Source organism: Caulobacter sp. NIBR2454 (assembly GCF_027474405.1).
In the GTDB taxonomy this organism is placed as follows: Bacteria; Pseudomonadota; Alphaproteobacteria; order Caulobacterales; family Caulobacteraceae; genus Caulobacter.
In genome coordinates this window covers 2,748,387-2,774,974 of record NZ_CP114871.1, presented here as the reverse complement: position 1 = coordinate 2,774,974, position 26,588 = coordinate 2,748,387, and the positions used below count along the sequence as shown (strand labels likewise).

Sequence of the window (26,588 nt, the reverse complement as noted above, 5' to 3'; positions counted from 1 at the left end):
GGAACTATGTCATTTGCGCCAGACGGTAGGTGAGGGACGATGCGGCGTCAAATCCGCAGGGAGCCCGCCATGACGACGCCTCAGACCCACATCGTGTTCGCGATCTTTCCGGGAGTCACGCACCTGGATTTCACCGGTCCCCACCAGGTGCTGGCGCGCCTGCCCGGCGCGAAGGTCAGCGTCGCGTCGCTGGACGGACAGCCGGTGGAGGCGGACGGCCTGACCTTCGCCAATCTGGATGTCCTGAGTGAAATCGAGCGCTGCGACGTGCTGTGCGTGCCGGGTGGGTTCGGGGTGACCGAGGCCATGCTCGACGACGCCTTCATCGCCGAGATCCGGCGCCTGGCCTGGGGGGCGAAGTACGTGACCTCGGTCTGCACGGGCTCGCTGGTGCTGGCGGCGGCGGGCTTGCTGACGGGCAAGAAGGCCGGCTGCCACTGGGCGTGGCGCGATCAGCTGGCGTTGTTCGGGGCGATCCCGACGGCCGAGCGGGTGGTGCGCGACGGGCGCTTCATCACCGGCGGTGGGGTGACGGCGGGCGTCGACTTCGGCCTGACCCTGATCGCCGAACTGGCGGGCGAGACGGTGGCCCAGATGATCCAGCTGGCCGTGGAGTACGATCCGCACCCGCCGTTCAATGCCGGCTCTCCCGCCACGGCCCCGGCCAAGGTGCTGGAGCGGGTGCAGGCGATCTACGACGACGGCATGGACGAGCGCCGCGCGGCGGCGGTGGAGGCGGCGGGGCGGTTGAAAATCTCCTCCCCTGCATAGCGGGGGAGGGGGACCATGCGCAGCATGGTGGAGGGGGCGACCCCATCCACTGAGCCCAGTCACGCCCCCTCCACCGCTGACGCGGTCCCCCTCCCCCGTAAACGGGGGAGGAGCTGCCTCACCCCACCTTCACGCTCGTCATCGAGATCGCTGCGAAGAGGTCGTCGTTGAAGAACGAGACGGGGTCGCCGGGCTGCTGGGCGCCGAGGACGTAGAGCAGGGGCAGGTAGTGCTCGGCGCTGTTGATCGAGGCGGCCGCGTCCTCGCCCAGGCTGGCGTAGTCGATCAGCGGGCCGTGCTCGCCGGCCTCGATCAGGCGCTTGGCGGTGGTGTTGAAGCGGTCGGCCCAGGCGGGGGCCTCAGGCTTGCGGAAATCGGCGGCGCGCAGGTTGTGGACGATGTCGCCGCTGCCGATGATCAGCACGCCCTCGTCGCGCAGGGGCGCCAGGCGGCGGGCCAGATCGTAGTGCTCCCGCGGCGTGCGGCTGCGGTCGAGGCTGAGCTGGACGACGGGAATGTCGGCCTTGGGATAGGCGGCGATCAGCACGCCCCAGGCACCGTGGTCGAAGCCGCGCTGGGCGTCGAAGGTCACGGGCTCGGGCGACAACAGCTCGGCCACCCGCGCGGCCAGGGCCGGATCGCCCGGCGCGGGATAGCGCACGTCGAACAGGGCCTGCGGGAAGCCGAAGAAGTCGTGAATGGTGTGGGGCGCGGCGCCCGACGTGACGGCGACGCCGCGCGTCTCCCAGTGGGCGGAGATCATCAGGATGGCCCGCGGGCGGGAAAGCTCCGCCCCGATCCGCGCCCAGCCGCGCGACCAGGCGTTGTCCTCGATGGCGTTCATCGGCGAGCCGTGGCCAAGGAACAGGACGGGCATGCGAGACATGGGTAGGCGATCCATCTGATACTGTTGCAGTGTCAGATGGGCTGTCCGACCCCGTGCTTCAAGCGGCTATTGGCCGGTCGAGACGTAACTCGCGACCTCGGTCCGGGCGGCCTCGGCCGCCAGTCGCTCGCGCTCGGAGGCGGGCGGAGGGGCGGTGAACATCGTCACCAGGACCCAGACCGTGCCAGCGAACACAACGGACAGACCCATGAGGGCCGAGCTCGTGTCCCGCTCAATTCGGAAAGGTCTGCGTGATCGCGGAGTCGAGGCGACTCCGGTGTGAAATGGCTGCTCAAGCCGCGCCCCCGCGTCGAGCATGATCTCAGTCATGCCGCCCCAAACGAGCGCGCCGCCGAGGGGTTCCTACGGCGGCGCTTTAAAAGTGGAAAATCGCGCAATCCCTTCTAGGGCTTGGCTCTCTGAGTAGAATTCGCCTCGAAATCGCTCTTTGCGTGAGCATTTCGCGCATGGTGGATATCGCGCTCGCCGCCGCCTCCGGAGACATGGCTGTGGCGCGTGTTGGTCGGCTCGCCGGGAGCGCGAGGATCGACCTTGGGCGGCTGCGGCCGGTCGGCGTTTTCGTGACTGGCGCCGGGCCCGCCCCAGCGTTCGGTGTTGGGGTGCTTGTCCGGCATGGTCAACGATCCTGAGTGCTGAGATGGGGCGTGGTGTTCTGGCGGGTGTTCGCCGTCTGGCCCTGCTGGTCGGGGTTGATCCCGCTCCGCTCAGCGGCGCTGTCGTGCGGCGCCTTGGCGTCACGCAGTTTCGCCTCGTCGCCGCCGGTCGCGCTGCGTTGTTCGGGGGGAATGGGGGGCTGCTTGGACATTTGGCCTCTCCTTCTGCTGGGAGAGATAACCCATGGGGTCGCGGGCCCGTTCCTAAGGCCAAGTCTGGTCGTTCCAAATCCGCCACACTCGACCGAGCGTGACGTCTCGCCTGTTTCGCCGCCGCGCGACCTGTGCCATGGACGGCGCCGTGAACGCGTCCGTCGCCAGCGCCCCCAAGGTCTCCCCCGCCGTTCGCGGCGGCGCGCTGGACGCCCTGCGTTTTCTCGCCGCCTTGCTGATCGTGCTCTACCACTTCGGGTCCGAGGGACCGTGGAAGCTTTGGCGGGTGCATCCGGTCTTCGCGCGGGGCTTTCTGGCCACCGATTTCTTCCTGCTGCTGTCCGGCTACGTCCTGGGGCGGGCCTATGGACCGCAGGTCCTGGCCGGGCGCGTGACGGCGCTTCGTTTCCTGCTTCGCCGGGTCATGCGGGTGTGGCCTGCGCATCTGATCGTCCTGGGCGTCTTCGCCGCGGCGGTGGCGCTGTTCAACTTGACCGGCACCGACGCGCACAGCCCGACGCGGTTCGTGTGGAGCGACCTGCCGCTGCAGGCCCTGCTCATCCACGCCTGGCATGTGTTCGAGGGCGGCGACGGCTGGAACCTGCCGAGCTGGTCGCTGTCGGCGCTGATCGTCTGTTACGCGGCCTTCCCGTTCCTGTGGCGGGGCGTGGCCAGCGTGCGGTGGGCGTTCCTGCTGCCCGCCATCGGGATCGCCGGCGTGCTGGCGTTCGCGGCCCTGTCCTGGAAGCTGTTCGATCGGCCGCTCTATGACCTGCCGTTCAATGACGGCCTGTTCCGCGCGGCGCCGCTTTTCGCCCTGGGCGCCTGCCTGGCGCGGGCGGTGGAGCTGGGCTGGCCATCCATACCCGTAGCCCGGGCCCTGTTGTGGGGCGGGGTGGCGGTGCTGGTGGTGCTGCAGATGTTCGGCCGCTTCGACTTCCCGTCGATCCTGTGCATCGCCGCCATCGTGCTGGGCGCCGGCCGCCTGCCGGTTAGCAAGCCGTCCAAGATCATCGAGGAGGCGGCGAAGCTCTCCTTCGCGCTGTTCATCACCCACACCTTCACCGGGTTCCTGTGGTTCACCGCCCAGCATGCGGCGGTACGGGCGGTGCCGATATGGCTGGGCGTGCAGTGGGCGCTGTGGTGGCTGGCCTTCCCGGCGGCGATGGGCGTGGCGTGGCTGTTCCACAAGTATGTGGATCAACCGCTTCAGGACTGGCTGGCGCCGTGGTTGAGGGGCAAGCCGAAGGTGGCGGAGACCACGCCAATCTAGGCGCTGTCACTTCGTTCTGCCGCGGACGAAATGCGTGCTTCGAGACGCGCTGCGCGCTCCTCAGCATGACGAAGTTGTTGCTCTACGGAATCCGTCATCCTGAGGAGGCCGAAGGCCGTCTCGAATGACGCAATGCGCTAAGCGTCCAGTCCGATATCCAGGACCGGCGCCGAGTGGGTGAGGGCGCCGACGCTGATCACATCCACTCCCGTTTCCGCGATGGCGCGGACGGTGGAGAGGTTCACGCCGCCGGACGCTTCAAGCACCGCGCGACCCTTAGCCTGGGACACAGCGGCGCGTAGGTCATCCAGGGTGAAGTTGTCGAGCATGACCACGTCCGGGCCGTGGGCCAAGGCGTCCTCCAGCTGATCCAGGCGGTCGATCTCGACTTCCACCTTCATCAGGTGGCCGGCGAACGCACGGGCGCGGCGGACGGCCTCGCCCACCGAGCCGCAGGCGGCCACGTGGTTGTCCTTGATCAGGATGGCGTCATCCAGGCCGAAGCGGTGGTTGACGCCGCCGCCGCAGCGAACGGCGTACTTCTCCAGCGCGCGCAGGCCCGGCGTTGTCTTGCGGGTGTCGACGATGCGGGCTTTCGTCCCTTCGACAGCCGCCACATAGGCTGAGGTCAGGGTGGCGACGCCGGACAGCCGGCATAGCAGGTTCAGAGCCGTGCGCTCGGCCGACAGCAGGGCGCGGGCGTTGGACTCGACCCGGGCAAGGACAGCGCCGGCCTTGGCGGCGGTCCCGTCCTCGACCAGCGCCTCGAAGGTCGCCGTCGGGTCCATGGCCAGGACGGCGAGGCGCGCGCAGGCCAGGCCGGCGATATGGCCGTCCTTGCGCAGGCCGAAGGTGGCCGACAGGCGGGCGTCGGCGTCGATGGTCGCCATGGCGGTGACGTCGCCCGCCCGGCCCAGGTCCTCGGCCAAGGCGGCGCGGACGATAGGTTCGATCAGGACATCGGGAAGCGGGGCGATCATTCGGCGGCGATCAGGCTGCGGGCGTCGAGGCCTTCGATGAAGGTGCGGCGCGCGGCGTCGGTTTGCGGGAAGTCTGCGCGGTAGTGGCCGCCCCGGCTTTCGCGGCGGTCGAGGGCGGCGGTGGCGACCAGCTTGGCGGCGGCCAGGGACGGCGACAGGCCTTGGGAGCGTTCCATCTCGTCGATGAGGCCGGTCAGGCGGGTGAGGCCCGCCGCGTCGCGGACCACGCCGGCGTCGCGGGTCATGGCGGCGCGTAGGGTGTTGAGGGCGTCAGCGGGCAGGTCAGGTGTAACGGAAGCGGGCAGTATCTCCATCGTGGCCATGGCCTGGTCCCGCGCGGCCTGACCCGCCCGCGCGCCGAACACGGCGGCTTCCAGCAGGGAGTTGGAGGCCAGGCGGTTGGCGCCATGAACGCCCGTGCAGGCCGCCTCGCCCGCCGCGAACAGGCCGGGCAGCGACGTGCGGCCGTCCAGGTCGGTCCAGACGCCGCCCATGTGGTAGTGGGCGGCCGGGGCGACAGGGATCAGCTCGCGGCGCGGGTCGATGCCGCCGGCGCGGCAGGCCTCGAACACCGCCGGGAATTCGTGCGGGAAGTTCGGCCCCACAGCCTCGATGGCGTTGAGGAATGTCATGCGGCCGGCGGCGCGTTCGGCGTGCAGGGCGCGGGCGACCACGTCGCGGGGAGCCAGGTCGCCACGGGCGTCGTAGCGGGCCATGAAGGGCTCGCCGAACACATCGACCAGGAAGGCGCCTTCGCCGCGCAGCGCCTCGGTGGCCAGGGGAGCGGGATCGGCGCCGATGTCGATGGCCGTCGGGTGGAATTGCACGAACTCGGGGTCAGCGATGCGGGCGCCGGCCAGGGCCGCGAGCCCCAGACCCTCGCCACGGACGGCGCGCGGGTTGGTGGTCACGGCATAGAGGCCGCCGAGACCGCCGGTCGCGAGGATGACCGCGGCGGCGCGGATTTCGATCAGGGCTCCGGCCTGTTCGACCAGGGCGCCGCGCACCCGTCCGGTCGCGTCCTGCAGCAGGGCGACGGCGCGGGCGTTCTCGCGGATTTCGATGTGGGGCGCGGCCTGGGCGGCGGCGATCACCGAAGCCATGATGGCGCGGCCGGCGCCGTCGCCGCCGACCCGCGCGACGCGGGCGCGACCGTGGGCGGCCTCCAGGCTCTGGGCGAAGCCGCCGTCGGCGGTGCGGTCGAAGGGCGCGCCGAGATTGGCCAGGCGGCGGACGGCGTCCGGCCCCTCGCGCGTCAGCAGGGTCACGGCGGCGGGGTCGCAAAGGCCCGCGCCTGCGGCCATGGTGTCGGCGGCGTGCAGCTCCGGCGTGTCGTCGCCGGCCAGGGCGGCGGCCATGCCCCCCTGCGCCCAGGCCGAGGAGCAGCCTTCGTTCAAGCGCGCGGCGCTAAGCACCAGCGCCTGGCGCGGCGCGGCCGAAAGCGCGGCGGTGAGGCCGGCCAGTCCCGCGCCCAGGATGAGCGGGCCATCGATCGTGATGCGGTCCATGGGGACCTCCATCCAAAGCAGGAGCTAGATCAGCTCCACGTCCACGTGGTGGCGGGCCTTGACCAGGTCGTAGCGGGCCGGCTGGGCGGGAGGCGGCAGGTCGATCATCCGCTGTACGGCCAGGCGGGCGCGGTCAGCGATGGCGGGGTCCACCGTCACCTCAAAGCGCTCGTTGACCAGGGCGTCGTAGATGTTCTCCAGGCTGATGCGCTTCATGTGTGGGCACAGGTTGCAGGGCCGGACGAACTCGGTGTCCGGCGCATCGGCGGCGACGTTGTCGGCCATGGAGCATTCAGTGATCAGCACCACCTGCTTGGGCTTACGGCTGACCACATAGTCGTTCATGGCGGCGGTGGAGCCGGCGAAGTCCGACACCTCCAGCACTTCGGCCGGGCATTCGGGGTGGGCCAAGACCTCGGCGTTCGGATAGGCGGCCTTGATCTCCAGGATGTCGGCGGCGGTGAAGCGCTCATGAACCTCGCAACGGCCGGCCCAAGCGATGATCTTCACGTCGGTCTGGCGGGCGACGTTGCGGGCCAGGAACTCATCGGGGATCAGGATGACACGGTCGGTTCCCCACTCCTTTGCCGCCCATTCCACGACCTGCACGGCGTTGGCGCTGGTGCAGCAGATGTCGGTCTCGGCTTTCACGTCGGCGGTGGTGTTCACATAGGTGACCACCGGGACGCCGGGATAGCGCTGCTTGATCAGGGCCACATCGGCGCCGGTGATCGAGGAGGCGAGGGAGCAGCCCGCGTCGAGGCTGGGGATCAGCACCTTTTTCTCGGGCGCCAGGACCTTTGAGGTCTCGGCCATGAAGTGAACGCCGGCCTGGATGATGATGGCCGCGTCCGACTTGGCCGCTTCCTTAGCCAGGGCCAGGCTGTCGCCCACGAAGTCGCCGACACCGTGGAAGATCTCGGGGGTCATGTAATTGTGAGCGAGGATGGCGGCGTTCTTCTCGCGCTTTAGCCGGTTGATCTCGGCGATCAGAGGCGCGTGCAGCCGCCACTCCAGCGGGCTGACATGAGCTTTCACCTTCTCCCATAGGGGAGCGGTGAGGGCCTCGACCTCGGGGGTGAAGACCAGATGGGCGGAACCGTCAGCCACTCAATCCTCCTTATGCTCAAAATGAGCATTAGTGGAGCCTGAAAAAACGCCGGGCCGAAGAGCGCCGGCGCCCGACTTATGCTGAAAGTGAGCAAAAGTCGCTTAAGACATATAGACCTCAAACGGGGCAACGGAAAGGGGCATGGCGAAAAAGCTTGCAGTGGCTAGGCCGGAGCCTTGGCGATCGCGGCGGGCTGTTCGATGGCGTGGGCGATGGCGACCGCCAGGCCATCCAGGGTGAAGGGCTTGCGCAGCAGGGGCCAGGGCGCGGCTTCGGCCAGGGCCAGTTCCTCGCCGGTGTAGCCCGACGACAGCATGACCGGCAAGCCGGGCCGCAAGCGGGCCAGGGCCTTGGCCAGATCAACGCCGCTCGATCCGCCTGGCATGATGACGTCCGTCAGGACCAAGCCGATGCTGGGATCAGAGCCCGCGATCTTGAGGGCGGCTTCCACTTGATCGGCGCGAAGGACCCGGTGGCCCAGTTCCATGAGCATGGTCTCGACCAACTCGCCCACATCCTCGTCGTCCTCGACCAGCAGGATCGTGATGCTGGTGCTGACGGGCGGCGCCTCCGGGGCGGGCGGCGTCTCGGGCTTGTCGACGGGATCGGAAACCACGGGCAGCAGCAGCGAGACGGTGGCGCCTTGTCCGGGCACGCTGTCGATCAGGGCCGCGCCGTCGCTTTGCTTGGCGAAGCCATAGACCTGGCTGAGGCCGAGGCCGGTGCCCTTGCCTACGGGCTTGGTGGTGAAGAACGGCTCGAACACCCTGGCGGCGGTTTCGGAATCCATGCCCTCGCCATCGTCACGGACATAGACCTTCAGATACTTGCCGTCCGGAAGGTCGCTTGTCGGCGGGGCGTCGATGCATTCGGTGCCGATGACGATGTGACCGCTGGGCGCCGCGTCGCGGGCGTTGACGGCCATGTTCAGCAGAGCGGCCTCGAACTGGCTGGCGTCGATGCGGGCGGCGCAGGCCTCAGCCGCGAGGTTCAGCTCCAGGCTGACGGCGTCGCCGATGGCGCGGCGGAGCAGGGGCTCCAGCTCGGTGATCAAGGCGTCGGCGTGCAGCACCTCCGGCCGCAGGGGCTGGCGGCGGGAGAAGGCCAGCAACTGCTGAGTCAGGCGCTCGCCCCGACGGGCGGCCGACATGGCGGCGTCCAGCAGGCGGTCACGGCGACGGACGTCTTCGGGGTTCTTCAGGACGATGTCGAGCGCGCCGATGACCACGGTGAGCAGGTTGTTGAAGTCGTGCGCCACCCCGCCGGTCAGCTGGCCGACGGCCTCGAGCTTCTGCGACTGGATGAGGGCGGCCTGGGCGGCGTCGCGCTCGGCCAAGGCGACTTCGGTGCGCTCGGTCAGGGAGACGTTGACCTGGGCGAGGGCCATCTGGGCCTGCTTGGCCTCGGTGACGTCGAAGCCGATGCCGATGAAGCCGATGAACTCGCCGCCCGGCCCATAGCGGGGCTGGCTGTAGGATTTCAACCAGCGCCATTCGCCGTCCGAGCGGCGGTAGCGCGCTTCCAGCGAGAAGGGCTTCATCGAGGTTTCGCCGGCGATCTGCTCCTTGAGGATGCGGGGCAGGTCTTCCGGATGCAGGACGTCGCGCCAATCCAGGTCGAGGGCGGTTTCAAAGTCGAGGGCGGCGAACTCGACATAGGCGCGGTTGACGAACTCGCGTCGGCCGCCCAAGCGGGAAACCCACATCAGGGCCGGGGCGCTGTCGGCCAGGGCGCGGAAGCGGGCCTCGCTCTCGCGCAGGGCGCCCACGGCGGCGCGGCGCTCGGTCACCTCGAAGTTCACGCCGATCAGGCGCCGGCTCCCATCGGGATCGGTGACGATCTCGCCGCGGCTGTGCAGCCAGCGTTCGGGCGCGTTCTCGGATCTGGCCGGCCGATACTCGACCTCATAGACGCCGCCGCTCTGGGCCGCCTCGAGCACTACCGTCCGGACATTCTCCCGATCTTCGGCGTCGATATGGCTCAGGAAACCTTCGAAGCTGGCTTTCTCCTGGACGGGGATGCCGATATTGCGGCGAAAGCCTGGGGACCAGTAGATGTCGCCGGTCGCCAAATCCCATTCCCAGACGCCCAGCCCGATGGCGGCCTGGGCCGCGCCGAAGCGCGCCTCGCTGGCGGTCAGGGCCTGTTCCGCCTTGGCTCGGGCGCGGTTGGCCTCGTCCAGGCGGATGATGGTGGCGCGCAGAGCCTCCGCCGCCCCGGCGGTGAGCGCCGCGGCCAGCAGATAGAGCACCAGCGCGCCCTGCCGTAGCGGCGTGAGCGTGTCACCGCTCATTCCGACCCACCGCCACCAGGTGACGGCGACGCCCGCCGCGATGCAGACCGCCCCCCAACGCCAGCCGCCATAGAGGGTCGCCAGGATCAGGGCGGGGAAGAAGGCCTGGGTCGGGCTGATCTCCTTCGAGATATTCGCCACGGCCAGATAGAGCAGGACCGCGCCGCCGATCGCGGCGGCCGTCACGGCGAAGCCACCGATGAAACCTGGCGATCTTATGGGCGCCAGGCGCATGGCTACGCGTTCTGGGCTAAAGCTGAGCTTGCGAGCGCCGTCCTTCGACATCCGGTCGTTGTACCTCCGACAGCGCGTCGTGAACCCTGCTACATCTTGTCACCAAGATGGACGACCATACCTTAGCGATGCAACAGAGGAGATACGCATGCCGGCCAAGATCAACACCGGGTTCACCGACGCTCAACGCAAGGCTATCGGCGAGGCGCTGTCGAAGGTGCTGGCCGACAGCTACGCGGTCTATCTGAAGACGCACGGTTATCACTGGAACGTCCGCGGCCCGTATTTCCAGTCGCTGCACATCCTGCTGGAGGGCCAGTACACCGAGGAGTGGGCGGCCCTGGACCTGATCGCCGAGCGCCTGCGCGCCCTGGCTGTCGCAGCGCCCATGGGCTACGGCGCGTTCGGCAACCTGTCGGCCATTCGTGACGGAGATCCCGAGAACGGCTGGGAAGCCATGCTCAAGGAACTGCTGGCCGACAACGAGACCCTGATCGCGACCCTGCGGTCGGCGGTCGAGCCGGCGGAAGAAGCAGGCGACGAGGCCACCGTCGATCTGATCACCCAACGCCTGGCGGCGCATGAAAAGCACGCCTGGATGCTCCGCTCGACCCTCGACGGGAAGTAGGCTGCTGCGCGCGCGCCTGCTCCGCGGGCTCGCACTCGCCACGGCGGTCGTCGCCGTGGCGGGGCTGGGCGCGTGCGCCAGCCGCTATTACCTCGCCCGCGGATCGGGCAAGGCCGAGGGCGTGGCCGCCACGGCGCGGGGTCTGTCAGACCGGGCGTTCGGCCGTCTGACCGCCGACATGGACGATGCCGCTCTGGCCGTGGCCCGACGGCATGACCCGCTACCCAAGCTGGACTATTGGGGTCGAGTGCCGGGCTGGGAACGGCTTGACCTGAAGACCCTGCCGACCCTGGCCCTGACCCAGGTCGATTTCGACACCGCCCGCAAGATCAACGCTTTCAAGGCGGCCTCGCCCCTGCCGTTGGCCCCGGCCAAGCCCTTCGTGCTCAAGGCCAGCGGAGCCGAGCGGGAACGCGCTCTGCAATGTCTGTCGCAAGCCGTCTATTTCGAGGCCGCCTATGAGCCATTGGAGGGGCAGCAGGCGGTGGCCCAGACCGTGCTGAACCGCATGCGCCATCCTGGCTATCCCAAGTCGGTCTGCGGGGTGGTGTTCGAAGGCTCGCAACGGGTGACCGGCTGCCAGTTCAGCTTCACCTGCGACGGGTCGCTGTCCCGGCCGTTGAATCCGACCATCTACGCCCAGGCGCAGGCCGTGGCTCGCCGGGCCCTGAGCGGCTTCGTGCTGAAGAGCGTCGGGACGGCCACGCACTATCACGCCGACTATGTGGCGCCATACTGGGCGCCGACCCTGGTCAAGCTGCGCCAAATCGGGGCGCACATCTTTTATCGCTGGACGGGACCGTCGGGTGAGCCGGCGGCCTTCACCGGCCGCTATGCCGGCGGGGAGTTGAAGCTGAGCGCGGCGGTGCTGACCGGATTCGACCCACGCACCCAGAATCCGACGCCGGACAGCTTGATCGTCGATGGCAAGGTGGTGACCACCAAGACGGTGACCATCCCGGGCCCCACCGGGCGCATCGAGGTGGTGCAGGTCCCCGACGCCGCCGCGCCCGACGGTCTTCGCACCCGCGTCCGCAGCACCATCGCCGGCCGTCGTCAGGCGACACCGGAGGAGATGGAGCAGATCAATGCGCGCCTGAAGGCCCTGGAGGAGCGCATGCGCCCCGCTCCGGCGGCCCCCGTCGACCCTGACGCGCCGGTCAGCACCGCGCCGCCTAAGCCGTAGTAGCTACCAGGCGCCGATCTTCTCGGCCTCGGCATGGCTGATAGGGTGGTTGGCCTTCAGGTGATCTTCCTCGGCCAGGAAGCGCACGGCCTCCAGCGCGGCCATGCAGCCCATGCCGGCGGCGGTGACGGCCTGGCGATAGACGTCGTCGGTTACGTCGCCGGCGGCGTAGACGCCCTGGACGGCGGTCGAGGCGGTGCCCGCCTTGACCTTCAGATAACCGCTGGAGTCCATCTCCAGCTGGCCGGCGAAGAGTTGCGACGCCGGGGCGTGGCCGATGGCGATGAACACGCCGTCGCAGGACAGATCGCGGGTTTCGCCGGTCTTGATGTTCTTAAGGCGTACGCCGGTGACGCCCATGGGGTCGCTGTCACCGGTGACTTCATCCAGCACGCTGTCCCAGACCACTTCGATCTTCGGGTGGGCCAGAAGGCGCTCTTGCAGAATCTTTTCCGCCCGCAGTTCGTCCTTGCGGTGAACCAGGGTGACCTTGCTGGCGAAATTGGTGAGGAACAGGGCTTCTTCGACCGCGGTGTTGCCGCCGCCGACCACGACCACTTCCTTGCCGCGATAGAAGAAGCCGTCGCAGGTGGCGCAGGCGCTGACGCCAAAGCCCTGGAACTTGGACTCGCTCTCGATGCCCAGCCACTTGGCCTGGGCGCCGGTGGCGATGATCAGGGTCTCGGCCAGCCATTCGGCGCCGCTGTCGCACTTCACGTGGAAGGGGCGCTTGGACAGGTCCACGGACAGGACGATGTCGTTGATCATCTCCGTGCCCACGTGCTCGGCCTGGGCGCGCATCTGATCCATCAGCCAGGGACCCTGGATGACGTCGGCGAAGCCCGGATAGTTCTCCACGTCCGTGGTGATGGTCAGCTGGCCGCCGGGCTGGATCCCGGCGATCAAGACGGGCTTGAGCAAGGCGCGGGCGGCATAGATGGCCGCGGTGTAGCCGGCGGGGCCTGAACCAATGATCAGGCAGCGAGTGGTGCGAGGGTCGGACATGGGCTCTATGTAGCGAAGATTCTTCGCCGTTGGAGTCACGCTGGTCCGGCGTCACACTGCTTTTTGGATCACGTCGGCGTTAAGCGCCGCCCAGTCGGGGCGGGCGTCGAGGATCGCGACCACGTCGCGCCAGCTAAAATCATCGCCGCCGAAGTGTTCATAGAGCGTCCGCGCGAGGGCTAGATCGGCCGCCGTATCCACGCAGAGGCGATAATCGCCGCCCGCGCCCTCGGCCGCCACACGCAGGGTCGAGAAACGGTCCGGCTGGTTGCGGATGAAGGGGGTGACGTGCTCGCGGTCGTGACGACCGACCGCTTCCGCGCCAACGGCCTCCAACGCCGCGCGGGTGAATACCTCCACGTCCAGGCCGCGCGGGTAGACGCCGGGGGCGTCCAGAGTGGCGTAGTCGGCGTTGGCCTCGGCCCGGCGCGCGATGACGAGATCGACCAGTTCGGGGTCGATGAACGGGCAATCGGAAGTGACACGGACGATGATGTCGGCCTGGGTCGCGCGGGCGGCGTTCATGAAACGGGCGAGAACATCCTCTTCGGGACCGTCGATGACCGTGAAGCCGAGACCAGCACATAGCTCGCGGATCGGATCGGAGACTGAACCTGTCGGCGAGGCGACGACGACCCGGTCGAGGCTTCGGGCTCTGGCCAGTCGCGCAAGGTGGCGGGCTAGCAGGGGGGCTCCCGCCAGGGGCAGCAGGATCTTGCCGGGCAGGCGCTCGGAGGTCATCCGCGCCTGGGTGATGGCGACCGTGGTCATGGGATCAAGGTATGCGGCCCAGGTTTGCAATCTGCAAACCTGCTCGCTGGTTTGATTTGGCGATTCAGGGGAAGGTCGCGGCCCGGGAGGCGCTGAAGTTCATGGCCAGGATCAAGTTCGGCGACCGGCACATCGGCGAGGGCGAGCCCTGCTATCTCGTGGCCGAGATCGGGGCCAATCACGACGGCGATCCCGACAAGTGCCTGGAACTGGTGCGCCTGGCCGCCGCGGCGGGGGCCGACGCGGTCAAGCTGCAGACCTATACCGCCGCCGAACTGGTGGCCGACCCCGAGCGGGTGATCACCTGGGGTCCGGAGGGACTTGAGCGGTCCGAGACCATCGGCGGCCTGTTCGACCGGTTGGCTCTGCCGCGCGACGCGCATGCCGCTATCTTCGCCGAGGCCAAGCGTCTGGGGGTGACCATCTTCTCCACCCCGTTCAGTCTGGACGGCATCGGCTTTCTGAGCGGGCTGGGCGCGCCGGGATGGAAGATCGCCTCGTCCGACATCCAATACGGCCGAATGCTCGACGCCCTGGCGGCCACGGGCCAGCCGGTGATCATGTCGACGGGCAAACATACCCTTGCTGAGGTGGACGCCGCGGTCAGCCGTCTGCGCAGGGGCGGCTGCAAGGAGTTGGTGCTGCTGCACTGCATCGCCCAGTACCCCGCGCCCATGGACGAGATGAACCTGCGGTCCATCCCCGCCCTGCAGGGGATCTATCCCGATGCGCCGGTCGGACTGTCGGACCATTCCATCGGCGTCACGGCCGGGCTTGGGGCCGTGGCCCTGGGCGCACGGATGATCGAGAAGCACTTCACCTACGACAAGGCCGCTGATGGACCCGACCACTGGTTCAGCGCCGACCCCGCGGAGTTCGCTGCTCTTGTCCGGGGCGTGCGCGAGATGGAGGCGGCCCTCGGCGGTGTTCGCCTGGGCGTCACCGAGAGCGAGATTGTGGAACGCCGCAACGCCGTGCGCTCGCTGGTCACCGCGCGACCCATCAAGGCTGGTCAGGCGATCACGGATGCGGATCTGACAGCGCTTCGTCCTGGCTGGGGCATCAATCCCATGCAGGCGGAGGCGGTGGTGGGATTGGCCCCCGGCCGCGACCTGCCGGCCGGCCAGGTGCTGACCTGGGACGATCTCAAGCCCGCGCCATGATCGTCTGGTGTGCGGCCGGCCCGGAGCTTGGCGTGGGGCACCTGTCGCGTTGCGCGACCCTGTGCCAGGCGCTGGTCGCGGCGGGCGAGCAGCCGGTGCTGCTGGTCGAGGCGGCTGCGGACTATGACGGATTCTTCGATCGCGCTGGCTGTCCGGTGATGCGCGTCGCCGGGCGGGCCCAGGCCTGGGCGTTTCTGGAAGGACGCGGCGGGGTGCTGGTCACCGATCTGCTGGGTCTGTCGAAACGGGATTCCGACCGGGCGCGGGCCTTGGGCCTTCGCCCGCTGGTCCACATCAACGATAGCCTCGGCGACTATGGCGCGGACCTGCTGATCGACACCGACGTGACGCCGTCGGCGGTCGCGCCAGCGGGGGTGCGGCTGCTGGCCGGGGCCGAGTGGCACATGGTGCGGCCTGACGTGGCGGCGGCGCGGCCGGCGTCGCCCTGGAGCGGCGAACGGGCGGCGCGAGTTCTGTTGACCTTCGGCGGGGCGGACCCGGCCCTGGCGACCGAGGTTCTGGCGGCGGGGCTGGCCGAGGCGCCGTTCGCGGCGACAGCGGCGCTGGGGCCCGCCATGCCACGGGCGCGCAAGGATGCGCTGCGCGCGGATACTGGCAGGGTGAGCTTTATCGAGGCCCCGGAGGACATGGCCGAGCTGATTCTGGCGCACGACCTAGTCGTCACCCTCGGCGGTCTGACGAGCTACGAGGCGATGGTGCTTGGGCGGCCGACAGCCTGTGTCTCCTGGCGGAACATGACGCCCTATGTGGCGCGGCTGGCGTCGGCGGGCGTGGCGGCGGACCTGGGTCCGCTGGAATGCGCCGCCCCGGCGTTGCTGGCGCTGGCCGAGGACGGCGCCAAACTCTCGGCCTTGGCGGCCGCCGGTTTCGAGGCCCTGGATGGAAGGGGCGCGGTGCGCGTGGCGCAGGTGTTGCGGCGAATGGCGGAGGACGTCCGATGATCCGCCGGGTGCTGGCCGTGGGTGCGGGCCCCGAACAACTTCACCCCATCCGCATGGCCAAGGCCATGGGCCTGCAAGTGGCGGCCGTGGATCGCGACCCCGGCGCGCCGGGGTTCGCGCTGGCGGATATCTGGCGGCCCATCGACGTGGCCGACGAGGCGGCGGTGATCGCCTTCGCGCGTGAGGTCGGCGTGGATGCAGCGCTGCCGGCCCCGATCGGAAGGTTTCTGACCACAGTGGCGGCGGTGAACGCCGCGCTGGGCCTGCGCGGCGTGCAGCCGGCGGCGGCGGCGGCCTGCGCCGACAAGCGCCTGGCGCACGACATCCTGTCGGCCGCCGGGGTTCCGGTCGCGGCCCAGATCGCTATCGACGATCCCGCTCAACTGCCGGAAGCGGTGGCCAAGGTCGGCGCGCCCTGTGTGGTGAAGCCGGCCTTCGGGTCTGGCAGCCGGGGCGTGGCGCTGTGCGCGACGACTGATCAGGCGCTCGCCCTTGCCCCGTCCGGCCATGTCGCGCTCGGCGAGTCCTGGCTGGTCGAGGCGGCGCTGCAGGGGACCGAGTACGGTGTGGACGCGGCCATCTACGCAGACGTCTTCACCGGTCTGTTGGTGCGCGAAAAGGTCATGACCCCCCCGCCTGACCGACAGGAGCTGACCTACATCCATCCGCCGCGGGCGCCGCAGGCGACGACCGTCGCGGTGCTAAACGTCGTCGAGGCCGCCGCGCGAGCCATCGGCCTGACGGACTGCCTGATCAACGCCGATGTCATGGTCGACGCCGCCGGGCGGGCCAGCCTGATCGAGATTTCGGGCCGGGCCCCGGGCAATAACATTACGACGCGAATCTACCCCGCCATCTACGGATCGGACCTGATCGGCGCGGCTCTGACTGCGCTGGGGGAGGGCGGGCCGCTGGCCCATCCGGGAGAGGGGCGGCCGGTAGTGTTCGCCTTCCTGCCGACGCCGGCGGGGCGGGTGGTCTCGGTCGGAGCGCTTCCCAAGACACCGGGCCTGCTCGACATCGAAGTCCGCATGGCGGTCGGCGACCGGCTGGCGCCGCTGAGGACCGGTACCGACGCCATGGCGCGGGGCTGGCTGATGACGACCGGCGGCGACTCGCACGAAGCTCTCGCCAACGCACAGGCGGCCCTGGCGGCCCTGGAGATTGAAATTGAGCGCGTCTGACACCAACCTCGCTGAGCGCAGTCGCGACTTCTGGAGCAATGCGGTCCGCAAGAACCGGCTCCTCTATCCCGACAGCGAAGTGATCCGCTTCATGGCCCGGATGGTCCCGGACCGTACGGCGAACGCCGGCAAACCTGCGCTGGACATCGGTTGCGGTAGCGGGCGGCATCTCCTGCTGCTGGCGGACTATGGCTTTTCGCCCGTGGGTCTGGATTTCAGCGCCGATGCGCTGACCGCCGCTCGCGAGGGCCTGGCCGAACGCGGCGTGACGGACGTGCGTCTCATAGAAGCGCCCTTCCAGGACGCCGACATCGCGCCGGAAAGCCTCTCGGTCGTCATCGCCTACGGCGTGTTCTTCATCGCCTCTATAGAGTCCGCGGCGGCTGATCTGGCCCGCGCCTATGAGGTTTTGGAGCCCGGCGGAGCGCTGATGATCAACTTCCGCGATCCAGAGAGCTGGTTCTTCGGCCTGGGTGAAAAGCTGGGCGAAGGCTTCTACGCTCTGGACGACCGCGCTGGGGCCTATGCCGGGAGCAACTATCTGTTCCTCGACGAAGCCCAGTGCGAGCGGCTGGTGACGGATGCAGGGTTCGAGATCGTGAACCGCGAGGGGATCACCCTGCTCAAGGCTGATCGCCAGGAGCGCCACGTCTGGAACAACTACTGGCTGAGGAAGCCAACCGCCTAAGGCCGAAACCCCTGTCTGTAACTTTGCTCTCTATCATCCGAATACCTTGATGTCGGGATGAGACGTTGGGGCGGTGATGGACGCGGTACGCGAAAGCATTGAGGTCAATCGCCGGTTTGGTGACCGGCTCATGCGACTGGGTTACGCACTGTATCCTGATGTCGGCGTCGTCCGTTTCCTGAGCCGACTGAAGCGGGATGGCGCTGTTGGTGGACGGGGACTGGATCTCGGCTGCGGCGGCGGGCGACATCTGCTCACCCTTCAGGAGTTCGGATACTCGCCGATGGGTCTTGACGTCAGCGAGGACGCCATCGCCGCCGCCAGGGGTTTCTGCCAAGCGGCCGGCATTGATTCGGAGCTGATGCTCTCGGCGTTCGAGGCGGCCGAATTCGAAAGTCCGCTCGATGTCATCCTCGCATGCGGCGTCATGTATTTGCAGCCTATCCAAGAACTGAAGCTTCAACTGAAACGATGCTCGGATTGGCTACGGCCCGGCGGAGCCATGTGGGCGAACTTCCGCCACCCGGACACTTCGTTCTCCAAATCGGGCGTCTTGCGGCCGGATGGCTTGGTCGAAATCGACGAGCGGAGTCCGCAGCATGCCGGCGGGCGGTTTCTCTTCCTGGAAAGGGACCAGATTCTGGAGTTAGTCGGCGAAGCGGGCTTTGAGGTCTTCAACAGCGAGCGGACCGAGCTTTGGCGCAACGCGAATACTGAGCGCCACGTCTGGGAGGCCGTCTGGCTCAGAAGGCCTGGGTAGAGACGCCCATCCGCGCCAGCACTTCACTCGCCAGACGGTCGGTTTCCGCCAGGGGTTCGTAGGTCCAGCCGTGGAAATGGCCGCCGAAGGGGCGGGCGGCGCCATGGTCTTCCAGGGACTGGTGGAAGGCGCGGAACTTGCGGCTCTCCCCGTCCATCTTCAGCACGAAGACCGGCTTGCCGGTGCCGGCGGCCTCGACCGCCATGTTGGTGCTGTCCTCGGTAACGCAGATGAAGTCGGCGGCGGCCAGGAACGCGAAATAGGGGTTGGGGCCTTCGCCGTTCCAGATCATGCCGGGCAGGTGGCGCAGGCGCGACGTCATTAGGGCGACGGCCTCGGGCGGGGTGCGGCGCGAGAAGGTCACCATCAGCGAGCCGCCCTCGAGTTCAAGCGGCAGGACCAGTTCGCGCGCCAGGGCGGCGGCGCGGGTTTGGGACAGGTCGAAGGCCTTGGACTTGCCGCCCACCAGCACGGCGACCCGGGGATGGGGCAGGCGGTCCAGCTTGCGCCCGAAGGCCTTGCGTTCGGCAGCGAGGCGGGCCGGGGTGACCCGGTGCGGCGAGCCGATGATCGGCACGACATTGTCGCCGGTCAGGCGGTCATGCTTGGGCGGGGCGACGAGGTCGAACAGGCGGACCGGGGCGCGGGGGTCCTGCAGCTGGACCACGAAGGTCTTGCCCCTGGACCAGCGCTTGACGCGGATCGACAGGGGAATGCTGGCTCGGCCGCAGCCGATCCAGATGTCGGGCCAGGGGCCGGTGATGTCGCTTTGCGGCGTCAGGGTCGAGCGCGGGAAGGGATGCAGCCGCCAGGGCAGCTTTCCCCAATCGCCGCGATAGGCGACGCGCTTGACCACGATGCGGGCGCGGGTCTGGCGCGCGATGGCCTCGGCCAGGCCGACGGCCTGGGCCTCGATTCCGGCGCGCCCGTCCGAAACCGCCCAGATGACGAGCGGCTCGGACGGTTTGGCGGATGCTAGATCCACTCGACCTTGAGGATTTCGTAGGCCTTCACGCCGCCGGGGGTGTTCACCTCGACGACATCGCCCTTCTCCTTGCCGATCATCGCGCGGGCGATGGGCGAGACGATGGACACGCGGCCAGCCTTCACGTCGGCTTCGTGCTCGCCGACGATCTGGTAGCGAGCCTCTTCCTCGGTGTCCTCATCGACCACGCTGACGGTGGCGCCGAACTTCACCTGAGTGCCGGACAGCTTGGAGACGTCGATGACCTGAGCGCGAGCGATCTTGTCCTCGATCTCGGCGATACGGCCTTCGATCCAGCCCTGACGCTCCTTGGCGGCATGGTACTCGGCGTTCTCGCTGAGATCGCCGTGCGAACGCGCCTCCGAAATGGCGGCGATAACGTTCGGCCGCTCAATCGTTTTGAGACGCTTCAATTCTTCGTCGAGGGCGGTATAGCCCCCGGCGGTCATCGGGACTTTTTCCATTGCGGATTTAGCTCGGGTCGCCCTGGGTTTGCATGATCGGCCGCGGGCGCAGACGTCCGGGGGCTGAGAGGATAGGGGGCCAAGCCCCGCGGATCAAGAGTTGATCAGGGAAGCTTGGCCGGAGGTTGAATTTCCTCAACTTTTGGCCGCCGGCCCAGGCGAGCCGAGCCGTAAACAATGAGACCGATCAGACCGATTCCCAAGGCGACGAAGACGGCCACGCCGATGGCGGCCCCCAGAACATAGAAGAGTCCAAGGACGACGATCGCCGCGAGGGCGACGACCACGGCCAGTATAAGGCCGCCGGCGAGGGGGATGCGCTTCATGCCCCCACAACGCGCGACCAAGGCGAAGGTTCGGCTTTAGGCGTAGGCGTACGGCCCGCCGCGCTCCAGCGCCTTCTTATAGGCGGGGCGGGCGTGGATGCGGGCCAGGAACGCCTTCAGCTTGGGCTTGTCGTCGCCGAACGGGGCGCGGGAGGCGGCGGCCTCGATCGGGAAACTCATCATGACGTCGGCGCCGGAGAACTCCGGACCGGCGAACCATTCGGACTTGGACAGCGTGTCCTCCCAATAGGCCTGGTGGGCCTTGAGCTGGGGATCGACGAAGCCCGCCTGGGCCTTGGCCGAGATGCCCTTGACGATGGGCTTGAGCAGCTTGGGCGCGCGGTCGGGCAGGACGCCGAACACCAGCTTCATCAGCAGGGGCGACATGGCCGACCCCTCGGCGAAGTGCAGCCAGTGGGTATAGGCCAGCTTTTGCGGCGTGCCGGCGGCGGGGACCAGACGGCCGTTTCCGTAGCGCTCCAGGATGTATTCGACGATGGCGCCGGTCTCGGCGACGGTGATGTCGCCGTCGGTGATGACGGGCGACTTGCCCAGCGGGTGGACGGCCCGCAGTTCCGGCGGGGCCAGCATGGTCTTGGCGTCGCGCTGGTAGTGCTTGACCTCGTAGGGGACGCCCAACTCCTCGAGCAGCCACAGCACGCGCTGGGAGCGGGAGTTGTTGAGGTGGTGGACGGTGAGCATGGCGGTTCCCTGATCGTTGTTCAGTTCACTGTGCCTCACGGGCCGGGCGGGGGGAAGCGGCGGCGTTGCGGCGCGATGACCGTTGGTCGCTGAATTTCATTCGGACAGAGGGCGATTGGCCGGGGATTATTCAGGAAACGCCCCTTCAAACCCCCGTTTACATTCGGCCGGTCTTCCCTCCCACTACCTCCCATAAAGACGACAGTGGGGGACTTGAGATGAAGAAGCTTTTCGCGCTCGCCGTATCGGCGCTCGCCCTGGCCGGACCGGCCGCCTTCGCGCAGGACGGGCCCAAGCCCGAAGCCGCCGCCGAGCGCAGGTCCGACGCGGGCATCCCACCCCCGGTCGTCTCGGTCACCAAGCACAGCGGCACGTTCGGCGGGCAGCGGATCAACTACCGCGCCATCGCCGGCGAGACCTATCTGAAGGACAAGGACGGCAAGCCGCTCGCGGCGATCACCTCCTATACCTACCTCAAGGAGGGTCCGACGGACCCCAACCGGCCGGTGACCTTCCTGTGGAACGGCGGCCCGGGCTCGGGTTCCGTGTGGCTGCACATGGGCGCGTTCGGGCCCAAGCGCGTGGTCGTGCCGTCGGACGCCAAGGACGACGGCGCCCCGCCGTTCCCGATCATCGACAACCCCGAGTCCCTGCTGGACGTCACCGACCTGGTGTTCATCGACCCCGTCGGCACCGGCTTCAGCCGGGCGCTCGGCAAGACCGATCCCAAGGACTACTGGGGCGTCACCAAGGACGCCCGGTCCATGGCCCAGTTCATCCGCCTGTGGCTGAACGAGCACGGCCGCTGGAACGCGCCCAAGTACATCGGCGGCGAAAGCTATGGCACCACCCGCGCCGCCGCGGTGATCAACGAGCTTGAGGGCAGCTACACCGACGTGTCGGTGAACGGCATCCTGCTGATCTCGTCGATCCTGGACTTCAGCCAGGCCGCCGACACCCCCGGCAACGAGCTGGGCTATGTGACCAACCTGCCGTCCATGGCCGCCACCGCCTGGTACCACAACAAGGTCGCCGACCGCCCGGCCACGGTCGAGGAATTCGTCGCCCAGGCCCGCGCCTTCGCCATCGGCCCCTACGCCACGGCTCTGCTGAAGGGCAATTCGATCACGGCCGAGGAACGCGCCGCGATCCTGCCGCAACTGTCGCGCTTCACCGGCGTGTCCCAGGCCTATCTGAGCAACGCCAACCTGCGCCTGTCGCCCAGCCGCTTCTACAAGGAGCTGCTGCGTGACAAGGGCCTGACCATCGGCCGCCTGGACACCCGCTATACCGGCGTCGACTACGACAACGCCGGCGACCGGCCCGACAACGACCCCAGCTTCTATGGCATCGACGGCGCCTATACGACGGCGATGAACGCCTATTCGCGCGAGACGCTGAAGTACTCGCCCGACGTGGTCTATTCGTCCATCGGCGCCGTCGGCGACTGGGACTGGAACCTGGGCTCAGGCCCGCGCGGCGGCTCGGGCTACCTCAACGTCGCCCCGTACCTGGGCAAGGCCCTGCGCGAGAACAGCGGCCTGCGCATCTATGCCGGCCAGGGCTATTACGACTTCGCCACCCCCTTCTTCGGGGCGGAGTATTCGCTGAACCGCACGGGCATCCCCAATGACGGCCGGATCGAGTGGCACTACTACCACGCCGGCCACATGATGTACGTGCGCGAGGACGACCTGAAGAAGCTGTCCAGCGACATCCGAAACTTCATTCGCAAGCGCTAAGGATCGACCCCGCCCCCGGCGCGCGAGCCGCCTACAGGTTCAGCGGGCCGGGGGTGTAGTCCACCAGATGGGGCTGGTTATCCATCCACCAGGCCTTCAGCCGCCGCATGGTGGCCAGATATTCGGGGTGGGAGTCCACCGGACAGCCCCGGTAATAGTTGAATTCATAGGCCGCCCGCCGGATCAGGACGGGCAGATTGAGGCCCGCCTCGCCCGCCGGCCCGCGCTGTCGCCAGCGCTTGGCGCTCTGCGGATTGCGGCGATAGTCGTCGTCCATGGGCGCGCTCCTTGATCCACGCATGATGAGACGTCCGACGCCCGTCGGGCGGCGGAGGATGGAGAGGCGCGGGGCGTCCGGGCCGCGCCCGGAGCAGGAAAAGTTCAATACCGTTTCGACGCGGACGCACGCCCCGCGCGGCTGTTTGACCGGAGACGGGAGCGCGCGGACGTCTTAGGCCCTTCACTCCCAGGCGACCCCCGGACGGGCGGAGACGTATCGGCGTCCCCGATAGGCGGGCTTACGTCCCCCGCCCTCGCCCCGACGGCTTTCGACCGCCGGCGCTTGACCCGCTCAACCGCACCCGCCGCCGCGGCCGCCCTCCTGGTCAGAAGGCGGCCCGGCCTGAGCTGTTGAGAGCCCAGGCCGACAGGCCGACACCACGCGTCCTCTCCCGCGACGGGATGAGGGGAGTATGCGGCGGGGTGAGGAGGGGGTGGATAGGGTGGGGGTTATGCGCGGGGTGGATAGGCGGCGTGGAAAAACATGCTGTCCGCGACAAAGGTGCAGCTTCAAATAAAATCAGCTTGAGCATCACCTTAACGGTAGTACCGTTCGCCCGGGTCAACTTTGGCGCGGGGGCGGCATGGACGGAGCTACGGCGGCACAGGAGGTTCTCACGGTAGAGAGCGACGCCGCGCTACTCAACGACTTGCTGGAGGATGCAGCTCAGGTCGCATCTGAGTTTAGGCTTCGAAACTCCCCCTTTAACTACAAAAGCGTCCATCGCGCTGACGCGGCTGAAGCCATCGCCGAGGGATGGGAGGTGGCGCGTCGGGGGAAGCGGCAGCATCGTCTACGGCAGGCGAAGCCTCACAATCAGGCGCTCGACGATCGCACTTGGTGTCTCCTCTATCGAATGGGCTACAGGCACCTCGGCGCCAAACGCCTGCCGATCAAATTTACACGTCACTCGGGCGGTGACGGCACGAAGCAAATAGACGCGTTTGCAGTAGATGACGAAACCGCGATTGTTGCTGAATGTATATCTAAAGAAGAGAGGGGGCGTAGAGGGCTGTCAAAAGAAATATCCGAAACGAAATCTCTTCAACAATATATCAGAAGTGAAATTCACAAGAAGTATCCATCAAAGCCAAAGATCATATGGCTTTATGTAACTAACAATATAATATGGTCTGAAGGGGACGTGGAGCGTGCTGAGCGCGCTGGAATATACATTGTCACTGAGAATGAGCTTGCATATTTTGAGACGTTTATCGGGCATATGGGGGCTGCAGGTAGATACCAGCTCCTAGGGGAGTTTTTGAGCGATCAAAAGATCCCAGGAATACCGACGCAAACGGTGCCTGCAATCCGAGGTAAATTGGGCGGTGAAACTTTCTACTCATTCGTCACAACGCCGCGAAATCTCCTCAGAATAGCGTTTGTAAATCACCAAGCGCTCAACCACCCTGATGGAAGTCCTGCCTATCAGCGTATGATTTCCCCGGGTCGAGTGAAGGCAATTGGCGACTTTATTCGATCAGGGGGGTTCTTTCCGACGAATATACTGTTAAATTTCGTTGATAATCCTAAATTCTCACTCTTAGACAATAGTCTAAATACAGACCCGACCGCAAAGTTCGGCTGGCTTACTTTGCCGTCAAAATATAGATCGGCATGGGTGATCGATGGTCAGCATCGTTTGTATGGTTTTTCGGGCCTGGACGAAAAATATCTTGATCAGAACATAACTGTCATTGCCTTCTCCGGCCTGGCAAAAGTTAAAGAGGCGGATCTTTTCATAACTATAAACCACAAGCAAAAGAGTGTGCCTAAGGGGCTGCTCGTGGCGTTGCTTGCGGACCTGAAAATGGGAGATGCCGACCCCAAAACTGCGCTCTCTGCGTTGGCGTCGGCTGTTGTCAGAGCTCTAAATGCCGACAAGACTAGTCCGCTTTTCCAGCGATTTCGTATGCCTGACGTTCCGCCGACTATGCAGCAGAACTTGACGATCTCTGAAGCGGTCAATGGGTTAAACCGCGCCGCGCTGCTCGGCAAAGTGATGTCTAAGGCGATCGCGCCAGCCGCATTTTCAGCGGCAAACGACGTGGAGACCATCGAGCGCTCGCGCAAAATTTTAAACGGCTACTTCGAGCCTATTGCGTCGGCAAACCCCGGTCGGTGGGCTGCGGGCGCAAGCGCGTACATCTGCGTCAACCCTGGTCTACGTGCGCATCTTATGCTCCTGCCCGAGATCATGGCGTACCTCACTCTTAAAAGGGGGATCGATTTTGCCAGCGCGCCGGAAGACGAAGTGATTGCCGAAATCAATTCGGTCGCAAAGCCCATTTGCGATTTCGTGCATACCGCCAGTGATGAGCAGGTTCGTGATGCATTTTCCCGTCGCTTCGGTGAGGGGGGAGTTAAGGACTATCTCTATAAGCTCTGCGAGATCATTGCGAAGGAGTTTCCGGACTTCGGCTCAGAAGAGTTTAAGAAGACGATAGAGCAGCGTGCTTCTGATACGATCGCTGAAGCTAGCAAAGATATTATGCATATATCGGAGTTGCTAACTGACGTGGTTCTGAAGACGCTGAAGTCGATCCATGGCGCTCACACTCTGGACTCGGGAGATGCTGCGTACTGGGAGCTTGGGATCGCCAAAACGGTGACCAAAGAAAAGGCGTACAAGAGGCAACAGGAGGAGCCGCAAGAGCGACGGAGGCGTAAGGAGGCATATTTAGACCTCATCGACATGAAGGAAATAGTGGAGCAGCCGAACAATTGGCCGCACTTTCAATCGACCTTCAGTCTCGCTTCGCCGGGGGAAAAGAAGGGCGGCAAGTACACTGGCTGGATGGCTCGTTTTAACGACATTCGGAAGATCGCCGCCCACAAAAATTCACTGAGAACGTATACGGACGATGACCTCGCATTCTTGGATTGGGTTAGGTCAGAAGCGCTCCCGCGGCTTCAAGCTGCGAATGAGGCTCTATAGTGCGACCGTTTCTAAAATGGGCTGGCGGAAAACGCTGGCTCGCTGATCGCGAAGAGCTTCCCTCGCTAGCTAAATTCGATAGATACATTGAGCCATTTCTTGGAAGTGGAGCAATATATTTTCATAGCATGCCAAAGAGTGCGGTCTTATCTGACGTAAATGAAGAGCTAGTCGAGCTTTACAACGTTATGAAGGATTCGCATTGTGAGCTCTATGAGAGGATGTGTGTTCACCATGCTTCTCATAACAAAGAGTACTATTATAGAATTAGATCAGAGCGCCCGTTAGATAGAATAGATAGGGCATCCAGGTTCCTTTACCTCAATAGAACCTGCTTCAATGGTCTGTATAGGGTTAATTTGAAGGGTGAATTTAATGTTCCTATAGGTACAAAGGCGTCGGTAATTTTTCCGGGTGAGGATTTCATAACCTACGCTTCTGCGTTGTCCTCCGCCGAAATAATTGTGCAGGACTTCGAGGTGACGCTTGATGGCTGTGGATTTGGCGACGTGGCATTTATTGATCCACCATATACTGTAATGCATAATGCGAATGGATTTATAAAGTATAACGAGAACCTATTTAAATGGAGCGACCAAGTTCGCTTGCGCGACTCGGTTGAGCGTGCCACTAAAAGGGGTTGTGCTATAATAATGACAAACGCGGATCATCAATCCGTGCGCGACCTTTATAAAGATATTCTAGAGTATAGTTCGGTTTCTAGGAGGAGTGTTCTATCTGGTTCCCCGAATGCTAGGGGCACTACAACCGAGGCTATGCTCACTTTCGGTGTCGATTGGAGCGCGGCTGAGCCCAAGGCAGTGGATGAACCTGCAACGGCTAGCGAGATTGAAGGTGATGACCTCCTTCGGGGCACCGCTTACTCCGGAAGCCGCGAATTTCCAGCAGCTATGCCTTAGC

The 26,588-nt window shown here is 66.1% G+C and carries 27 protein-coding genes; 12 read left to right on the top strand and 15 right to left on the bottom strand.

Features of this window, described 5'->3' with window-relative positions:
* Positions 1–69: 69 nt before the first annotated feature.
* The gene (locus O5K31_RS13455) at positions 70–771 is read left to right on the top strand and encodes a DJ-1/PfpI family protein (protein ID WP_269714123.1); all 702 of its coding nucleotides are present in this window, start codon (positions 70–72) and stop codon (positions 769–771) included.
* Positions 772–889: 118 nt separating this feature from the next.
* Here the strand turns inward: O5K31_RS13455 and ygiD are convergent, their stop codons facing one another.
* The 4 genes from ygiD to O5K31_RS13435 all read right to left on the bottom strand — a co-directional run bounded on the left by ygiD (position 890) and on the right by O5K31_RS13435 (position 2,483).
* Positions 890–1,657 carry a 4,5-DOPA dioxygenase extradiol gene (gene ygiD / locus O5K31_RS13450; protein ID WP_269714122.1) on the bottom strand — a complete coding sequence of 256 codons (768 nt, stop codon included), beginning with the start codon at positions 1,655–1,657 and terminating at the stop codon, positions 890–892.
* Between the two features lie 66 nt (positions 1,658–1,723).
* Complete coding sequence (locus O5K31_RS13445; RefSeq protein ID WP_269714121.1) at positions 1,724–1,867, bottom strand: hypothetical protein; 144 nt, start codon at positions 1,865–1,867, stop codon at positions 1,724–1,726.
* Positions 1,868–2,061: 194 nt separating this feature from the next.
* On the bottom strand, positions 2,062–2,292 hold the full coding sequence (locus tag O5K31_RS13440; RefSeq protein WP_269714120.1) for a hypothetical protein: 231 nt from the start codon (positions 2,290–2,292) through the stop codon (positions 2,062–2,064).
* Positions 2,293–2,294: 2 nt separating this feature from the next.
* Entirely contained in the window at positions 2,295–2,483 is a 189-nt protein-coding gene (locus O5K31_RS13435) for a hypothetical protein (RefSeq protein ID WP_269714119.1), read from the bottom strand.
* A 149-nt stretch (positions 2,484–2,632) separates the two neighbouring features.
* Between O5K31_RS13435 and O5K31_RS13430 the strand changes: the two genes are divergently transcribed.
* Positions 2,633–3,757 (top strand): acyltransferase family protein, encoded by a 1,125-nt coding sequence (locus O5K31_RS13430; RefSeq protein WP_269714118.1) that lies wholly within the window; start codon positions 2,633–2,635, stop codon positions 3,755–3,757.
* Between the two features lie 137 nt (positions 3,758–3,894).
* Here O5K31_RS13430 and nadC read toward each other — a convergent pair whose 3' ends face one another.
* The 4 genes from nadC to O5K31_RS13410 all read right to left on the bottom strand — a co-directional run bounded on the left by nadC (position 3,895) and on the right by O5K31_RS13410 (position 9,934).
* Entirely contained in the window at positions 3,895–4,737 is an 843-nt protein-coding gene (gene nadC / locus O5K31_RS13425; protein WP_269714117.1) for a carboxylating nicotinate-nucleotide diphosphorylase, read from the bottom strand.
* Positions 4,734–6,245, bottom strand: a complete 1,512-nt coding sequence (locus tag O5K31_RS13420) for an L-aspartate oxidase (RefSeq protein WP_442867718.1) — start codon at positions 6,243–6,245, stop codon at positions 4,734–4,736. The genes nadC and O5K31_RS13420 overlap by 4 nt, the downstream gene beginning before the upstream one ends.
* Before the next feature lie 24 nt (positions 6,246–6,269).
* A complete protein-coding gene (nadA, locus tag O5K31_RS13415; protein ID WP_269714114.1) occupies positions 6,270–7,355 on the bottom strand; it encodes a quinolinate synthase NadA in 1,086 nt (361 codons plus the stop codon).
* 164 nt (positions 7,356–7,519) lie between these two features.
* Positions 7,520–9,934, bottom strand: coding sequence for a hybrid sensor histidine kinase/response regulator (locus tag O5K31_RS13410; RefSeq protein WP_269714112.1), 2,415 nt, complete (start codon positions 9,932–9,934; stop codon positions 7,520–7,522).
* A 97-nt stretch (positions 9,935–10,031) separates the two neighbouring features.
* Here O5K31_RS13410 and O5K31_RS13405 point away from each other — a divergent pair, with 97 nt between their 5' ends.
* Entirely contained in the window at positions 10,032–10,511 is a 480-nt protein-coding gene (locus O5K31_RS13405; RefSeq protein WP_269714111.1) for a Dps family protein, read from the top strand.
* Complete coding sequence (locus O5K31_RS13400; protein WP_269714110.1) at positions 10,465–11,697, top strand: cell wall hydrolase; 1,233 nt, start codon at positions 10,465–10,467, stop codon at positions 11,695–11,697. The genes O5K31_RS13405 and O5K31_RS13400 overlap by 47 nt, the downstream gene beginning before the upstream one ends.
* Before the next feature lie 3 nt (positions 11,698–11,700).
* On the opposite strand, the gene trxB is transcribed toward O5K31_RS13400, so the two are convergent.
* Positions 11,701–12,702 (bottom strand): thioredoxin-disulfide reductase, encoded by a 1,002-nt coding sequence (trxB, locus tag O5K31_RS13395; protein WP_269714109.1) that lies wholly within the window; start codon positions 12,700–12,702, stop codon positions 11,701–11,703.
* Positions 12,703–12,753: 51 nt separating this feature from the next.
* Positions 12,754–13,473 (bottom strand): glycosyltransferase family protein, encoded by a 720-nt coding sequence (locus tag O5K31_RS13390; protein ID WP_269714108.1) that lies wholly within the window; start codon positions 13,471–13,473, stop codon positions 12,754–12,756.
* Between the two features lie 101 nt (positions 13,474–13,574).
* Here O5K31_RS13390 and O5K31_RS13385 point away from each other — a divergent pair, with 101 nt between their 5' ends.
* The 5 genes from O5K31_RS13385 (at position 13,575) to O5K31_RS13365 (ending at position 18,230) form a co-directional block, all read left to right on the top strand.
* The gene (locus O5K31_RS13385) at positions 13,575–14,636 is read left to right on the top strand and encodes an N-acetylneuraminate synthase family protein (RefSeq protein ID WP_269714107.1); all 1,062 of its coding nucleotides are present in this window, start codon (positions 13,575–13,577) and stop codon (positions 14,634–14,636) included.
* A complete protein-coding gene (locus O5K31_RS13380; protein WP_269714106.1) occupies positions 14,633–15,598 on the top strand; it encodes a hypothetical protein in 966 nt (321 codons plus the stop codon). Before O5K31_RS13385 ends, O5K31_RS13380 begins: the two co-directional genes overlap by 4 nt.
* Positions 15,595–16,782 carry an ATP-grasp domain-containing protein gene (locus tag O5K31_RS13375; RefSeq protein ID WP_269714105.1) on the top strand — a complete coding sequence of 396 codons (1,188 nt, stop codon included), beginning with the start codon at positions 15,595–15,597 and terminating at the stop codon, positions 16,780–16,782. Before O5K31_RS13380 ends, O5K31_RS13375 begins: the two co-directional genes overlap by 4 nt.
* Positions 16,769–17,470, top strand: coding sequence for a class I SAM-dependent methyltransferase (locus O5K31_RS13370; RefSeq protein WP_269714104.1), 702 nt, complete (start codon positions 16,769–16,771; stop codon positions 17,468–17,470). The genes O5K31_RS13375 and O5K31_RS13370 overlap by 14 nt, the downstream gene beginning before the upstream one ends.
* Before the next feature lie 76 nt (positions 17,471–17,546).
* Positions 17,547–18,230: a class I SAM-dependent methyltransferase gene (locus tag O5K31_RS13365; protein ID WP_269714103.1), complete on the top strand. Its 684-nt coding sequence runs from the start codon at positions 17,547–17,549 to the stop codon at positions 18,228–18,230.
* On the opposite strand, the gene O5K31_RS13360 is transcribed toward O5K31_RS13365, so the two are convergent.
* The 4 genes from O5K31_RS13360 to O5K31_RS13345 form a co-directional block, all read right to left on the bottom strand.
* On the bottom strand, positions 18,214–19,215 hold the full coding sequence (locus tag O5K31_RS13360; protein WP_269714102.1) for a mitochondrial fission ELM1 family protein: 1,002 nt from the start codon (positions 19,213–19,215) through the stop codon (positions 18,214–18,216). The two genes, O5K31_RS13365 and O5K31_RS13360, sit on opposite strands and share 17 nt — an antisense overlap.
* Complete coding sequence (greA, locus tag O5K31_RS13355; protein ID WP_269714101.1) at positions 19,206–19,679, bottom strand: transcription elongation factor GreA; 474 nt, start codon at positions 19,677–19,679, stop codon at positions 19,206–19,208. The genes O5K31_RS13360 and greA overlap by 10 nt, the downstream gene beginning before the upstream one ends.
* Before the next feature lie 104 nt (positions 19,680–19,783).
* Positions 19,784–20,005 (bottom strand): hypothetical protein, encoded by a 222-nt coding sequence (locus tag O5K31_RS13350; protein ID WP_269714099.1) that lies wholly within the window; start codon positions 20,003–20,005, stop codon positions 19,784–19,786.
* 36 nt (positions 20,006–20,041) lie between these two features.
* Positions 20,042–20,707, bottom strand: coding sequence for a glutathione S-transferase family protein (locus O5K31_RS13345; RefSeq protein WP_269714098.1), 666 nt, complete (start codon positions 20,705–20,707; stop codon positions 20,042–20,044).
* A 218-nt stretch (positions 20,708–20,925) separates the two neighbouring features.
* On the opposite strand from O5K31_RS13345, the gene O5K31_RS13340 reads away from it, so the two are divergent.
* Entirely contained in the window at positions 20,926–22,449 is a 1,524-nt protein-coding gene (locus O5K31_RS13340; RefSeq protein WP_269714096.1) for a S10 family peptidase, read from the top strand.
* 31 nt (positions 22,450–22,480) lie between these two features.
* Here the strand turns inward: O5K31_RS13340 and O5K31_RS13335 are convergent, their stop codons facing one another.
* Entirely contained in the window at positions 22,481–22,726 is a 246-nt protein-coding gene (locus O5K31_RS13335) for a hypothetical protein (protein ID WP_269714095.1), read from the bottom strand.
* 586 nt (positions 22,727–23,312) lie between these two features.
* Here O5K31_RS13335 and O5K31_RS13330 point away from each other — a divergent pair.
* Both O5K31_RS13330 and O5K31_RS13325 read left to right on the top strand, forming a co-directional pair.
* Positions 23,313–25,667: a DGQHR domain-containing protein gene (locus O5K31_RS13330; RefSeq protein WP_269714094.1), complete on the top strand. Its 2,355-nt coding sequence runs from the start codon at positions 23,313–23,315 to the stop codon at positions 25,665–25,667.
* On the top strand, positions 25,667–26,587 hold the full coding sequence (locus O5K31_RS13325; RefSeq protein WP_269714093.1) for a DNA adenine methylase: 921 nt from the start codon (positions 25,667–25,669) through the stop codon (positions 26,585–26,587). The genes O5K31_RS13330 and O5K31_RS13325 overlap by 1 nt, the downstream gene beginning before the upstream one ends.
* Position 26,588: the final 1 nt, after the last annotated feature.